Source organism: Clostridium sp. UBA7791 (genome assembly GCF_002480755.1).
Classification (GTDB): domain Bacteria; phylum Bacillota; class Clostridia; order Clostridiales; family Clostridiaceae; genus Clostridium_J; species Clostridium_J sulfidigenes.
The window spans coordinates 72,115-85,673 of the sequence record NZ_DLCT01000005.1 but is presented as its reverse complement, the minus strand read 5'-3'; the positions used below and the strand labels follow the sequence as shown (position 1 = coordinate 85,673).

The following is a 13,559-nucleotide window of genomic DNA, read 5'->3' as shown; positions in this document are numbered from 1 at the left end:
ATAATGTATATTTATACTAAAATTTTAAAATAAATCTGGTAAAGCTTCCTTCCCAACATTAAATTTAGCTGGAGCTTCAACTCCATCAACAGAAATTATATTTTCATAGGCGCCTTCATCCTTAGGTAAGGTAATTGTATAAAGCACAGTAATACTATCATCCTTACCTACATTTCCACCTAAGGTATAGGAATATAATGAATCTGTAGAATTCATAACCATGTCTCCTAATAACTTAAGATTGCCTTCTTCATCTACTTTGTATACCTTAGGAGTGTCTTGAATCTTTGCGTTACTTGGTACCTTAAGTCCGATATTTGCCTTACTACTATAGGTTTCAAAGGTAGCCCCAAAGGTTACTGTTGCTTCTTTTGCTAAAGTTCTTTCCTCTGTGTCTATATTATATTTTTCAGTTTTACTGTCATACCCATTATAGATTCCATGAAGTATATCTGTTTGTCCTCTAACAATAATAGTAGGAGTTTCTATATTGAATTTCGCCATTTCCCCTATAAGGTTTGTATAAGTAATAGTGTTACTATCCTTAAACTTAAGTTCCCCATGTTCCATTGTCTTAATTATAAAGGATACCTGCGACCCACTAGCTTTATATATTTTATTAACAACATCATAGGTATATCTAATTTCTGGTATCTCTAATGCATAATTATAGGAACTACTACTTTCTACTGATTTAAGTCCTGAAACTACGTCAAATTCATCACCTATATTAAAATTCAACTTAACATCCCCAAATACATATGACTTATATCGTTTTGTTGATAATCGTAATGCAATTTCTTTAACTTTATTATTGAGAGCACCACCATTTTCTCTAACAGCATTAAAGTAATCATCCTCAATTCCCCACAACTCATTATGAATCCACTTTAAGCTTTTGGTATTGTTAATGTCATCACTTCCTGATGTTCCTAATTTCAAGGATATAATGCTATATCCTTTATTTTTCACAGCATTAATTTTATTTATATCATAGCTAACATCTCCTGCAGCTAAAATTATAATATATTTCGTTGCCCATTTATTTCCATTTGTTAAAATACTATCTGCCATTTCAAGAGCATTACCAATGTTTCTTTCTGTAGATGATGAAGATGTTACATTTTTCAATTCATTCTTTATATCCTTAGCATCTGTAAGTTCTGATTCTATTTCAGCTGTATTACTATAAGTTACTAATCCGAATTTGGCCATAGAGTCCTTCTTATTATAATCATTTAATAATCCACTCCATAAATGTTTTGAATCATCAAGATAATTATCTCCCCCATTTTTTGAAGTATCTAGCAAAAAAACAATTTCCTTTTCATTAGAAGTTGACTCATTTTCACTATCTTGAAATACAAAGTTTTCAGGTTTAATATCATAGGTTACCTTTATTTCCTCTCCTGGATATGCCTCTACTTCACTTGGGCTTGTTAACTTAGCCTTAATATTAGGTAATTCATTTTTATCTATATTAACGCTTATACTAGGTACTGGAGCAGTTATAATCTCATTATCCTTCCAAGGGAAACTCACTGTAGACCCTGCAAAGAGTTCATGCTGTCCCGTTACTCCACTTTTAATTACAAATTCAAAGGGCACAGGATCTGCTGTATAGGTAACCTTGCCATCTTTAACTTTACCATCAGTTTTATATAATACATTATCAATATCTACTTTATTTCCTCCAACCTTTAGAGAAAATCCTGATTTAAGATTCATATCCATTTTTACATTACTAATGGCATAGGAAGCTAAGATTTCTGTAGCTATATTCTGGAATACGTTGTCTATAGCACCATTATCAGATGCAAAGAAATTACCTTCTTTACCTCCCATAGATTCATGGATTTGTTTTAGTGTTTTATTGGCTTCACTATTCTTATTTCCTAAACCATAACCTATAGAAAATACATTGTTTGTAGATTCCTTTATACGCTCCCCTATAATATTTGCATATTCTACTGCATCATCATCAAGTTCATTACCTTTTCCATCAAACTTCGGATTGCTATCATCTATATTTTTATAAAAATACTTATAATAATATGAATAATAGTAAGAATAAAATGTTGGTACTCCATCAGACATTAAAACCACTGTCTTATTTGCATTTTTCTCTTTAGATGTACTAAGTAGGTAGGCAGCTTTTCTTAAGCCTTCCCCAGTATTAGTACCTCCATCAGCCTTTAAATTATCTATAACTGTTTTCAGCTCATTTACCTTATTGGCATCTATTAATATTTCTTTATCTACTTTTTTAATACTGGCATTACTTGAATAGGCTACTATCCCAATCTTTAAATTAGGCACATCCTTCATTTTATCTACAAAGTTCTTTGCTGCTTTTTTTAATTCTGCTATCTTTGTAGAGGATTTACCATTTACATATACATTGTCCGCCATACTCCCAGATACATCTAGTACCAATACTATTTCTTTAGCTGGAACTTCAGCTTCAAAGTCTTTAGGAATTATTTTTCCACTGACAGTAATATCTTCTCCTACCTTAGGGAATTCAGGGGATACTGAATTTATCTTTACCTCAAAGGCTGGCTTTGTTGCTACTTCGGCACTGGCATTTGATGCAGAAGTCATTACTAAGGTAGCTGTCATGCAGAGAATAAGCCCTATGCATAATATTGCTTTGTAACCGATTCTTTTTTTCATTTTATCCACCTCCATCACCATTAGTAGGTTGTTAACAGACTTCCTTGCCTTATAGGGAACTTTATTCCCAATGAAGCTTAATTCATTACTTCTTATGACTATTTCTAAATAAAAAACTCTCTTTCACTGAATAATCTATATCCTCTGCTTTTAATGACAATCTAATTTCTATACTCTTTAAAATGTCATCTGAAGTCTCTATATGATGTAAATGTGAACCAATAAGCCTTTTACCATCCTCTTTTGTAGATAGATAAACATTATATCCTTCAATGATAAATTCAGCTCCCTCATCAGTTACTGTGCCATCATCTTCAACCTTTGAAAAGGTTATAGTTTTTACAGTACCATCAAGCTCTTTGTCCACTTTACATTTAGTAGCTGCCATGGCATGTTTAGATATACTATCTAAAATAACCTTAGCTTCATATTGAAGGTCTGATCTAGTGTTTATCTCCTCTAGCTTTCTTTCATTAGAAAAGAAAAAGGAGAATATGAATGAAGTAACTATAGCTAAAAGTCCTAATGCTATCACTAATTCTATTAAGGTTACTCCTTTTTTCTTTCTATTTAAAATCATAATCCCACTACCTTATAACTTATTTTTCTAGTGTCCATTTTTCCTTTGTAATCAAATTTGTAGCTAGTATAGTTCTCTCTGTTACTAAGTTTTTACCTTGAGTAAAGATAAAATCTAATACACCCTTATTCTTCTTATCCTTTATCTCATCTTCTGATAATTTAGCAGTTCCTATTAAACCCTTAGAATTCTTTATATTTATATCTTTTAAGGATATAATGGTACCTTTATAATCCTTAGTTCCAGTGTAGTTTACATCACCCTTTGTCACCACTATATAGGTTATGTCCTTAGATTCATCCCTATTAAATTCTGTATTATAGGTTGCCTCTTCATTTTCATGTCTTAAGATAAGCTTATCATCATTAATTTCAATGTCCCTATTTTCATCATCATTTAATAGAATTACCATATTTTCTAACTGAATAATGTTACCCCTATTAGCAATTAATGAAGATACACCATCCCAGTTTATTTGATTTTCTACAGTATAAATAGCCTTACCCTGTTGAAATTTATTCACATCAAAGTCTTCGTTTCCCATATAATAAACAGCTTGTACAAACCTTTCCCTCATGTGTTTTACTGCATCAAGTTCTTTTTCATTAAGGTTCACTGAATTTCCATGGGCTTTTCCTCCTGAAATATAGGCTCCAGCAGTATAGGTTTTCTGTGGAAGGGATATTCCCTTTGCTCTTATACTTTCATCACTTGAATTACTATAATCCACAAAGTGCTCTGCTTTATCTACCACATTTAAAGGTTGTCCTTCTGCATCTTTCGTTATAAGGACTAAGGGATCTAAATACTCATATTGGCTATTCTTATAATTCCCATTAGAATCCTTGGCATAGGCCTTATAATTCCCCTTTAAGGCTACAGACTCTCCTGTCTGATAGGGCTCTCTATGAGTCTTTATATAAGCAGAACCCATTAGGTAGGCACTATCACTAACTGTTAAATTACCCTTATTATTAGGCCACTTCATGGAATTAATTATTATAGAGCTAGAACCCCTAACAACCTGTCCATTGTCTGTAGGCAAAGCAATATTTAAATCATTAAAACCATAAAGGTTTTTTATATTAATTTTTGAATCACTAGCTCCTATAACTAAATCGTTAGCTAGATATAGCTCTGCCTTACTGGAATCTACATCTATACCACTATCCACATCACCTTCTGCTAAACTACCTAAAAATATATTCTCAGCGTAAACCTTATTATCAACTTCTTTATCCTCTAAAGTTATTGCTTTAAAATTTACCTTACTTTTGTCTATAGTAATATTAGCAGCGGTGTTAACTTGTCCTTTAAATTCTATATCAGTATTGTTTATCTCAATTCCGCCCTTATACTTATCTACCGTTGGAGCTTTAGCCATATCCTCACTTCGTAAACCTTGAATCCAAAGGTTTCCGTCCACTTCTACCTTACCTTCCTTAACATTGGATGAATCAGTAGCAATAGTTAAGTTTCCATCAGCAGCTAGAGTATAGTTTATTAATTTAGATGTGTTTCCATCGGCTTTATCAAGGATTCTATACGCTTCCGGTGTAACTAAATTATAAGCTACACTCACCACCCTCTCTTTGCCTTTATCATCTTTATAGGTAGAAGTTAACTTAACAATTTTATAATCTAAATCCTCTTTTTTTACTGTTGGTGCTTTTAGCTCACACTTAACTTCTGCCTTATTACTATTTACTACATATTCTCCAGATACGTAATCTATAAGATTATCATCTATATAATCCTTATAAACCCCTTTGAAAATTTCATTTTGCTTCTTTATTGTAGTTTCCTTATTACCTGCCGCTATGCCTTCCTCTATAGCTATCTCTACTACTTTAGTGATTCTAGCGTAGGCCTTATCAATTCCAGATTCAGCAGAATAGAGATTTTTAACCCTATTGTTCTCTTCTACTCTTAGCTTATAGTTTGCATAGGTGGCCCCTAGCATAGCCAATGCTAAGGTAGCTAATATACCAAACACAGCTATTACAAGTAACATAGATGAACCTTTAGTCTTTCTTTTTCTCATCTTCTCCCTCCTCTTAATTTAACAACTCTATTAAAACCCCTTTTTAATTAGTTATTCTACTTAAGTAGTTCTAAATTCATATTTTCTACTACTTCCCCATTTTTATTAGCTCTTAATTCTACAAAGTACAATTTTTCATTGATAACATCATCACTATGTTGAACCCCTTCGATTAATTCTATTTGTCCATTAAATTTAGATATTATTACATCTTGCCTTTCAGATACTTTTTCCCCATTAAATAGATATATTTTTAAGTTTTCTGTATGGCTCTTATTTTCTACACTTAAATTTAACTTCTTTTCACTGTCTTCATTTAAGCATATAAGTAATGACTTAGCTTCTGGTTTAGGAATAGCAATGATACTTCCCCCATAAGTAACATTTATCTCCCCTGCTTCTTTCATTTCAATAAAGACTTCCTCTGATGGTGTAGCTAAATTATCTGATAGTTTTTTTATAGCTTCTCCTATAACCTCCTTACCATTTGATATGGATATGGACCCGTGGTGAAAATATATAGTTCTATCGACTTCCATTTCACTAACCTTATTATTAATGACCTGGGTCTGTTCTTTTATAGACCCCTCTATGGAAAATCCATTTATCTCCCCACTTAGGGAATATATTAATTTATTATCTTCCCCTGTAGCTTCACTTAAAGTAATGCCATTATTTAAAGGCTTTGATAAAGCACTTGAAAAATTATCTACAGTTTTAATATTTTCTATAGTTTCCTGAAGTACCGCCTTAGCTTGTTGTTTATTTTCTGTAGATTTATTTATTTTTACAGAAGTTAGTACTAAATTAGCTATAGGAATAAGAATAATTGATATTAGAGCAAAGCTAATTATTACCTCTAGAAGAGTAAAACCTTTCTTACTTTTTCTAGATTTAGTAACTTTATTTATTAACATACTCCACCTTTCCTTCTGGTGTTATTTGCACCCTTGGACTAGTTTTATCATCATCAATTATAGTAAGTGAAACTTTCTTATCATTAGCATTATTTATTACCTTTATATTTGCTCCTACCTTATCATCAATACCTATACGTTTAGATGAGTATATTGCAATATTTATATTTTCTTCATCCACATTCCTAAGCTCTATACCATTTTTACTATAATCTGATGGATAGCTAGATTTCTCTGTTTTGTACTTAATATAGTACTTACCACCTTCCTTATTTACTTCAATTTCCACATCTACCTTTTTATTTTCATCATTATATATATAACTTTCTCTTGTTAAATCATTTTCCTTACCTAAAGTTAAACTTGGTAAATCTGAATTCACACCCTTTAAAGCCATGATTAGAACATAATTATTTCCTTCACTAGTTCTTGATGCCATGGAGCTTTGATTTCCTTCTAAAAAAGGATTTTCCTTTCCATACTCCTCGTCAAAAGTCCATTTTAAGTACTTTGAATCTTCATAAGGATTAATTTTGGGTATGGAGTAAAATTCTAAATCTAAAGTTCCAGAGACTTCATCATTCCCAGAGGCTGTTATATTTATATTTGGCATAGCTAAAATTCTTTCATATTCTGATATTAGCTTTACGAACTTAGCAACATTTTTATAGGTACCATTAAAGGATACCGATACCTTCATTTGCTCTACCTTATTTCCAGTTGACTCTCCTTCATCTCTTTTAGTAGCTTGATCTTCTCCAAGTTCTTTAGTTTCCTCTAGTTTTTCTTCCACATCTTCCTTGGTCTTTTCTTTACTAGACTCCTCCACTACTTGCTCTAGGGATGCTTGTTCCTTAGGGTCTGCTACTTCTGAAAAATAAGCTTCTATTGGAGAAACAGTAACCTCTGAAAAAGTTAAACTTCCCTTAATTCCAGCATTATTTAATAGTTTATTTAGCTCTATTATTATTCTATCTTGATAGATCTTAGGATATAACAGCATAGACTTTGAACCTATACTACCCTTTAATATTTTTATATCACCTTTATTCTTTGTAATAGTATTTATATTGGAAAGCATCTCATTATATTTCTTATTCAGCTCTGATTCTTCCTGTTTAATTTCTTGCAATTTAGCATATTGTCTTTCATAAACCAACTTATAATATGCTGTACATATAATTATGAGGACTAACACTCCTAATAAAAATTTTTCTCTTTTACTTACTTTCATTATAGTAGGCCTCCTTTAGTTTACAGGTCATAGTAAAGGTAAATACTTCTTTTTCACCATCACCTAAGTCTGACACTATTCCACCTATATGAGATTCTTCTATGAATTCAATATTATTCATATTATGTTGAAACTCAGCAATAGCCTCTCTATTTGTAGCTGAAGCATTTATTTCTATAGAACCTGCTGCAAAATTCATAGATTTAAAATACACCTCTTTTGGAAGGGTATAATTTATCTCTTCAATAAAGTCTGGACTTAATTTATTTCTATCGATTATGCCATGGAAAATTTCATTTAACTTACTATTATAAGTAGAAAAGGTTTTTCTCTCTGTAGCTACCTCTAAACTTTCCTTATAACTTTCTAGAAAAGCTTCTTCGTTAATTTTATTATTAAGATCATTTATTGATTTTTCAGCTCTATAAATTCCAAAAGTATTAAATGACAAGGTTACTATAATACCTGCCCCAACTATAGCTGCTGCACTAAAAATTGCTTTTTTTACTCCTGCATCGCTTTCTTTATTTGTATCCACATAGAAAAAATTCAAATCATTCATAATCTCACCTACAATCTTACTAATGCACCTAATGCATTAACATACTCTTCAATGGTTGTTGTATTTACATTTTTACTAAATTCTATATTGTTAGCTGTAATTATTTTTGTAGTATCTATGCCAGTCTTTAAAGCTATATACTCATCTATTCCTCTTAACTTAGAAGTACCACCGTATAAATATATATGACTTATCTTTTTCCCATTACTTTTATTAGTATAGAACTGAATAATTCTATTTAAATCCTCTAGCCAACCCTCTATGACTTCTACTACTCCATCATTAAGCTGATTTTCTTTCCTATGCTTTCCTACTTCAACCTGAGCCTTCTTTATTTCCTCTGCTTCCTCCATAGAAATTCCATTTAAATCCGCTATAAACCTATCTATCTCTATTCCACCAATGGGCATAACCCTTATAAATTCTAAATTATTATTATTAACTATAGATAAATCTACACTTTTATAACCTAAGTCTAAATACAAAATGGATTCCTCTTTATTTATTAAATCTACATTATATATATCTGCAATGCTGCTTAGTTTTCTTATGGAGTTGTTACTTATATCCAAAGCATAGGGATTTAAAAGTAGTTTTTCAGCTAAGTTTCTATAGGATTCAATGAGATTTTTAGGATATATAATAGTAAATATCTTTTCCTTTCTTACCTCATCCACTATAACTTCCTCTAATCTCATAAATTGAATTACATAGTTATTTAAATTTATAGCTAGAAATTGCTCTATTTCATAATTAACTAAGGTTTTTAATTCTTCATTATTCTCCACATAAGGAACTATAATCTCTCTACTTATGATTGTAGATGATGAGGAAACTAACGCTATATTTTTAGTTCTCACCCTTGAGGTTTTCATTTCTTCCTTTAACTTAAGTAAGATAGATTCTTCGTTAAAAAGCTCCCCATCTTGAATAATCTCCTCTGGAGATTTTATTTTCCTCATATTATAAATCTTTAATTTTCCACCCTTAACTTGTCCCTCTACTATTTTTATATCACTAGAGCCTATGTCAAGACTCACAAGTCTTATACTCTTAGGCTTAGCTGGTTTACTATCATCAACTTTTTTTATTCTTTTAAATTTTAGATCCTGTAACTTTATATCTCTGTTCCATATGGATTCCTTCTTTGAATTTTCAGCATCAATGCCTTTATTATAACCTTCCTTATTTAGCAAGGTACCATCATCTATATTTACTTGAATTTCCTTATTCTTTAATTCTTCACTGACCTTAGATTTACTAAACAAACTCAAAATTAGCACTCCCTTCTTCTTCAAATCCTTTATGTTTAATTAACAATATTTATATCTATTTTATATACACTAAGGCTCTAATAACTTAGCACCCTAGATAACTTTCAAATTCATTATTTTTCTTTCATTACTTCTATTAATTTTCATATATCTTCTTTATTCCCCGAGAAATACTATGAATAATATTACTTTTTCATCATTAAATTACATTGTCACAATTGAAATCTTTCTTCATTATTCCTAAATTGAATATTTATCTATATACCTATTAAAATATGAAACTATAAGTCTATTTAAATATATAGCTATTTAAACTTTTCTATATATAACTATATAACTAGTTAACTATTTGTTGTAATATCAATGGTTTGCAGTGTTTTTACTATTTTAGTGGTTATGTATAGGCTCTAGAATTTTCATGTTTTTAGCTTTTTATGTTCTTCCATGGTGAAAGTGTTGATATAAGTAGCGTTTAAGTATGTAGAGGAATACTTTATTTATTTTTAGAAACATAAGCGTAAAGGGTGGCTTTACACTTATGTTTGTGGGTTGTTTTAGTTATTTTCATAAACTATGACATTATTTTTTATTATCCTTATTTTCCTTCTTCTACTTCTTTAACTGGACCTGTTATAGCTTTAACAGAACCTTCAGTATCAATTGTTATAATATATTTAGTCTTATCTTTTTCTTGTGGCTCTTTAACTTCTGCTAATGCCTTCTTTACAGTATCAGCTTCCTTTTCAGCAACATCAGTTAGGGTTAGACTTGCACCTGGGAATGTCATTTCTATTGTTCCTGGCTTAGTAGAATCTTTTAAACTAATTGTTTCATCTGAAACTAACATTAATACTGTTCTTTCAATTGTTGCACAGCTTTGTTTATCTGCTTTAACCTTAGAGTTATTTCTTACCGCTGCGAAGTTTGGTATAGCTATTAATGCTATGATTGCCATTACTGCTAGAACTATGATTAGTTCTATTAGTGTAAAACCTTTTTTCTTTTTGTTGTTTGCTCTTTTTATCATTTAAAATGACCTCCTAATTATTTCTATTTATTTCTAAAGGGTTTCCCCTGGTTAGACCTGTTATTTTGTTTTGACTATGCTTTAAATAATTTTGAATATTTGACTTCAATATTATCTGAGCGAATACCATTTGCAGGGTTCTTGAATTTACTTAGGCTATGAGAATGATAAAATCGTTAAGAAATACAACTTGTTTGAGCGCATGCGAGTTGTTGTATTTTAGATTTTCTCATTATCAGGGCCTTTAGTAAATCAAGGTTCCGAAACGATTGAGCGCAGATAATATGAAGTCGTTATTCATATTAGTTAAAAGATAGGCTTGTCCTTTTTACATTACGTTGTACATTTCAAACATTGGAGTTAGGATGGAGATTATTAAAAATCCTACTACTACTCCCATTATCACTAGCATTATTGGGTCTAGGATTGTGGTGAAGGCTTCTATTGCTCTTTCTAGCTCTTCGTCGTAGAAGTCAGCTGTTTTGCTTAGGATGTTGTCTAGTTCTCCAGCTTCTTCTCCAATTTTTATCATGGACCCTAGCATTGGTGGAAATAACTGTGATTCCTTTATGGCATCGGATAGTGTATCTCCAGCTAACATTCTTTCTTTTACTGTTTTTAATTTTACATCTGCATATTTATTTTCTAGTACTGCAGATACTACATCTATGGAGCTGGCTATGGATAGTCCAGCTCCTAAAACTGTAGATAGTCCCCTTGCAAATCTTGATACTACAATCTTTTGATTCAAGTCTTTAAAGAGAGATTTTTTCAATTTGTATTTACTGTACATATAAATTCCAGAGTCAACTCTCTTTGTATAATATTTAAAGCCTACCACTATACCTACAATAATAAGTCCTATTAATATACCGTAATGCCTTATACCATCTCCTAGGGATAGTACTATCTTTGTCATAGCTGGAAGGTCTGACCCTGCTGATTCAAACATATCCATAAACATTGGCATTATATAAGTTAAAATAAATACCACCACAAACACTGTTACTGTGGCTAATATGCCTGGATAGATTAATGCATTTTTTAATTTACCATTCATCTTTGTTTGCTTTTCATAGTAAGTGGCCATCCTATTCATGATGGAATCTAGGGTACCACTTTGTTCACCAACTTGAATCATGCTTATAAGTAAGGTTGGAAATTCATTAGAGTATTTACCCATGGCTACCGATAACTCTTCACCTTTTCTTATATCTTCATCTACTTTTACAAGGACTTCCCTCAGCTTCTTATTAGGTATTTGTTCTGCTAAAAGACTTATGGCATTAGTTATGGAAACACCAGCTTCTATCATGGTAGCTAATTGTCTACAAAATATAGAAATATCCTTGTTATTAACCTTATTTTTCTTTCCTAGAATAATCTCCTTACTGCCTATAGCTTCCTCAATGGATAGAGGTGAATATCCACTAGATACCATAAGGTTAAGTACCTCTTCCCTACTCCTACACTCATGTACTCCTTGAATAACTTCACCCTTAGAGCTAATAGCCTTATATTTATATTTAGACATAATTTAGTTCTCCTTCCTCTACAAGTTATCCATAAATATTATCTTCATCATTTCTTCCATGGTGGTTTCACCTTTAAGAACTAACTCTCTACAACTATCTGATAAAGTCTTCATACCCTTTTTAATCGCTTCATCCTTTAGTTCTTCTGGATTATTAGATTTTATAATCAAATCTTTTATCTCTCTATCTACATTCATTATTTCATAGACTCCAAGTCTGCCACTATAACCAGTATAATTACAGCTAGCACAACCCTTTCCTCTATGAAGAGTTACTTTATCATCACTACTTAAGTTAAGAAGTTTCCTTTCAGCTTCATCCCCCTCATAGGTTTCCTTACAGCTTGGACATATTCTTCTCACCAGTCTTTGAGCTATTACTCCTTTTATGGCAGTGGCAACTAAGAAAGGTTCAACTCCCATATCTATAAGTCTTATTACTGATGATGGTGCATCATTTGTGTGTAGTGTACTAAGAACCAGGTGGCCTGTTATGGCAGCTCTTATACCAATTTCAGCAGTCTCGCTATCTCTCATCTCCCCTACCATTACTACATCAGGGTCTTGTCTTAATATAGACCTTAAGCCTGCAGCAAAGGTAAGTCCTACCTTACTATTTACATTTACTTGATTTATTCCATCCATGGAGTATTCCACAGGGTCTTCTACAGTAACTATGTTCTTATTAATATCATTAAGTTCCCCTAAAATAGTATATAGAGTGGTGGATTTTCCACTTCCTGTAGGTCCTGTTACTAAAATTATTCCATGGGGTGCAGATATGATGTTTTCAAGATTTTTTATATTTTCACTACTCATGCCAAGATTATCTTTTCCAATTTTATAGTTACTTCTATCTAGTATTCTTATTACAACCTTTTCTCCTGTGATAAGAGGTATTATAGACACACGCATGTCTATGTTTTTATTATTGATTACAGTAACTATTCTTCCATCCTGAGGAATTCTTTTTTCAGCTATGTTAAGATTTGCTAGAATTTTTATTCTAGTAACTATGCCTGGAAGTACATCAATATTTAAAGATGATATTTCTTCTAGCTGACCATCTATTCTATATCTAACTCTTATATATTTTTCATAGGGCTCTATATGAATATCTGAAGCTCTTTGTTCCACTGCATTTTTAAGTAGAGAATCCACTAGCTTTACTGTGGGAGCATTTTTAACTTCATCAATCTTTTCTATATCTTCCGTCTTATTATGAAACACTATCCTAGACCTGGTTATCTCTTCTACAGCACTTTCCACATTTCTATCTGAATAATACTTTTCCGTAGCCTTATGGATGTCATCCTTTGTGGATATATAAGGCTCCACCCTTAGTCCCGTAGTTATAGCTACATCATCCATGGCAAATATATTTAAAGGATCTGATACAGCTATCTTTATTACTCCATCAGCAGTATAAAAAGGGAATAATTCATATTTTCTACATAAGCCTTCGTTAACTAACTTAACAGCCTTAGAATCTACATCTATATTACTTAAGGTTACTCTTTCAATACCTAACTGTTCTTGAAGTACCTCTATAATAATATCCTCTGTTACTATTCCTTCATCGATTAATAATTCTCCCAGTTTCTTTCTCTTTACCTTTTGAATCTCTAAGGCTTCTGATAATTGTGACCTGGTAATTTTATTTGCCTTTACTAGCAAGTCACCTAGTCTGACAGTATTCCTTGCCATTTCT

The 13,559-nt window shown here is 31.6% G+C and carries 10 protein-coding genes; all 10 read right to left on the bottom strand.

The features are described from left to right. Nucleotides 1–24: 24 nt before the first annotated feature. On the bottom strand, nucleotides 25–2,676 hold the full coding sequence (locus B3Z56_RS05945) for a VWA domain-containing protein (protein ID WP_346878434.1): 2,652 nt from the start codon (nucleotides 2,674–2,676) through the stop codon (nucleotides 25–27). Nucleotides 2,677–2,761: 85 nt separating this feature from the next. Then, the gene (locus tag B3Z56_RS05940; RefSeq protein WP_346878433.1) at nucleotides 2,762–3,256 is read right to left on the bottom strand and encodes a prepilin-type N-terminal cleavage/methylation domain-containing protein; all 495 of its coding nucleotides are present in this window, start codon (nucleotides 3,254–3,256) and stop codon (nucleotides 2,762–2,764) included. Between the two features lie 19 nt (nucleotides 3,257–3,275). After that, nucleotides 3,276–5,300 (bottom strand): hypothetical protein, encoded by a 2,025-nt coding sequence (locus B3Z56_RS05935; protein WP_346878432.1) that lies wholly within the window; start codon nucleotides 5,298–5,300, stop codon nucleotides 3,276–3,278. A 56-nt stretch (nucleotides 5,301–5,356) separates the two neighbouring features. Continuing rightward, nucleotides 5,357–6,217: a type II secretion system protein gene (locus tag B3Z56_RS05930; RefSeq protein WP_346878431.1), complete on the bottom strand. Its 861-nt coding sequence runs from the start codon at nucleotides 6,215–6,217 to the stop codon at nucleotides 5,357–5,359. Further along, nucleotides 6,204–7,451: a type 4a pilus biogenesis protein PilO gene (locus B3Z56_RS05925; protein WP_346878430.1), complete on the bottom strand. Its 1,248-nt coding sequence runs from the start codon at nucleotides 7,449–7,451 to the stop codon at nucleotides 6,204–6,206. Before B3Z56_RS05925 ends, B3Z56_RS05930 begins: the two co-directional genes overlap by 14 nt. After that, complete coding sequence (locus tag B3Z56_RS05920) at nucleotides 7,438–8,013, bottom strand: PilN domain-containing protein (protein WP_346878429.1); 576 nt, start codon at nucleotides 8,011–8,013, stop codon at nucleotides 7,438–7,440. Before B3Z56_RS05920 ends, B3Z56_RS05925 begins: the two co-directional genes overlap by 14 nt. A gap of 8 nt (nucleotides 8,014–8,021) precedes the next feature. Beyond that, nucleotides 8,022–9,287, bottom strand: coding sequence for a pilus assembly protein PilM (gene pilM / locus B3Z56_RS05915; RefSeq protein ID WP_346878428.1), 1,266 nt, complete (start codon nucleotides 9,285–9,287; stop codon nucleotides 8,022–8,024). Between the two features lie 595 nt (nucleotides 9,288–9,882). Then, nucleotides 9,883–10,314, bottom strand: coding sequence for a type II secretion system protein (locus B3Z56_RS05910; RefSeq protein WP_346878427.1), 432 nt, complete (start codon nucleotides 10,312–10,314; stop codon nucleotides 9,883–9,885). Nucleotides 10,315–10,642: 328 nt separating this feature from the next. After that, a complete protein-coding gene (locus tag B3Z56_RS05905) occupies nucleotides 10,643–11,848 on the bottom strand; it encodes a type II secretion system F family protein (protein WP_346878426.1) in 1,206 nt (401 codons plus the stop codon). An 18-nt stretch (nucleotides 11,849–11,866) separates the two neighbouring features. Next, nucleotides 11,867–13,555, bottom strand: a complete 1,689-nt coding sequence (locus tag B3Z56_RS05900; protein ID WP_346878425.1) for a GspE/PulE family protein — start codon at nucleotides 13,553–13,555, stop codon at nucleotides 11,867–11,869. Nucleotides 13,556–13,559: the final 4 nt, after the last annotated feature.

Excerpts from the sequence above, each read along its gene's own strand:
- B3Z56_RS05900 (WP_346878425.1), bottom strand. The coding sequence starts at position 13,555 with ATGGCAAGGAATACTGTCAGACTAGGTGACTTGCTAGTAAAGGCAAAT.
- B3Z56_RS05910 (WP_346878427.1), bottom strand. The coding sequence starts at position 10,314 with ATGATAAAAAGAGCAAACAACAAAAAGAAAAAAGGTTTTACACTAATA.
- B3Z56_RS05925 (WP_346878430.1), bottom strand. The coding sequence starts at position 7,451 with ATGAAAGTAAGTAAAAGAGAAAAATTTTTATTAGGAGTGTTAGTCCTC.
- B3Z56_RS05930 (WP_346878431.1), bottom strand. The coding sequence starts at position 6,217 with ATGTTAATAAATAAAGTTACTAAATCTAGAAAAAGTAAGAAAGGTTTT.
- B3Z56_RS05945 (WP_346878434.1), bottom strand. The coding sequence starts at position 2,676 with ATGAAAAAAAGAATCGGTTACAAAGCAATATTATGCATAGGGCTTATT.
- B3Z56_RS05920 (WP_346878429.1), bottom strand. The coding sequence starts at position 8,013 with ATGAATGATTTGAATTTTTTCTATGTGGATACAAATAAAGAAAGCGAT.
- B3Z56_RS05940 (WP_346878433.1), bottom strand. The coding sequence starts at position 3,256 with ATGATTTTAAATAGAAAGAAAAAAGGAGTAACCTTAATAGAATTAGTG.
- B3Z56_RS05935 (WP_346878432.1), bottom strand. The coding sequence starts at position 5,300 with ATGAGAAAAAGAAAGACTAAAGGTTCATCTATGTTACTTGTAATAGCT.
- B3Z56_RS05905 (WP_346878426.1), bottom strand. The coding sequence starts at position 11,848 with ATGTCTAAATATAAATATAAGGCTATTAGCTCTAAGGGTGAAGTTATT.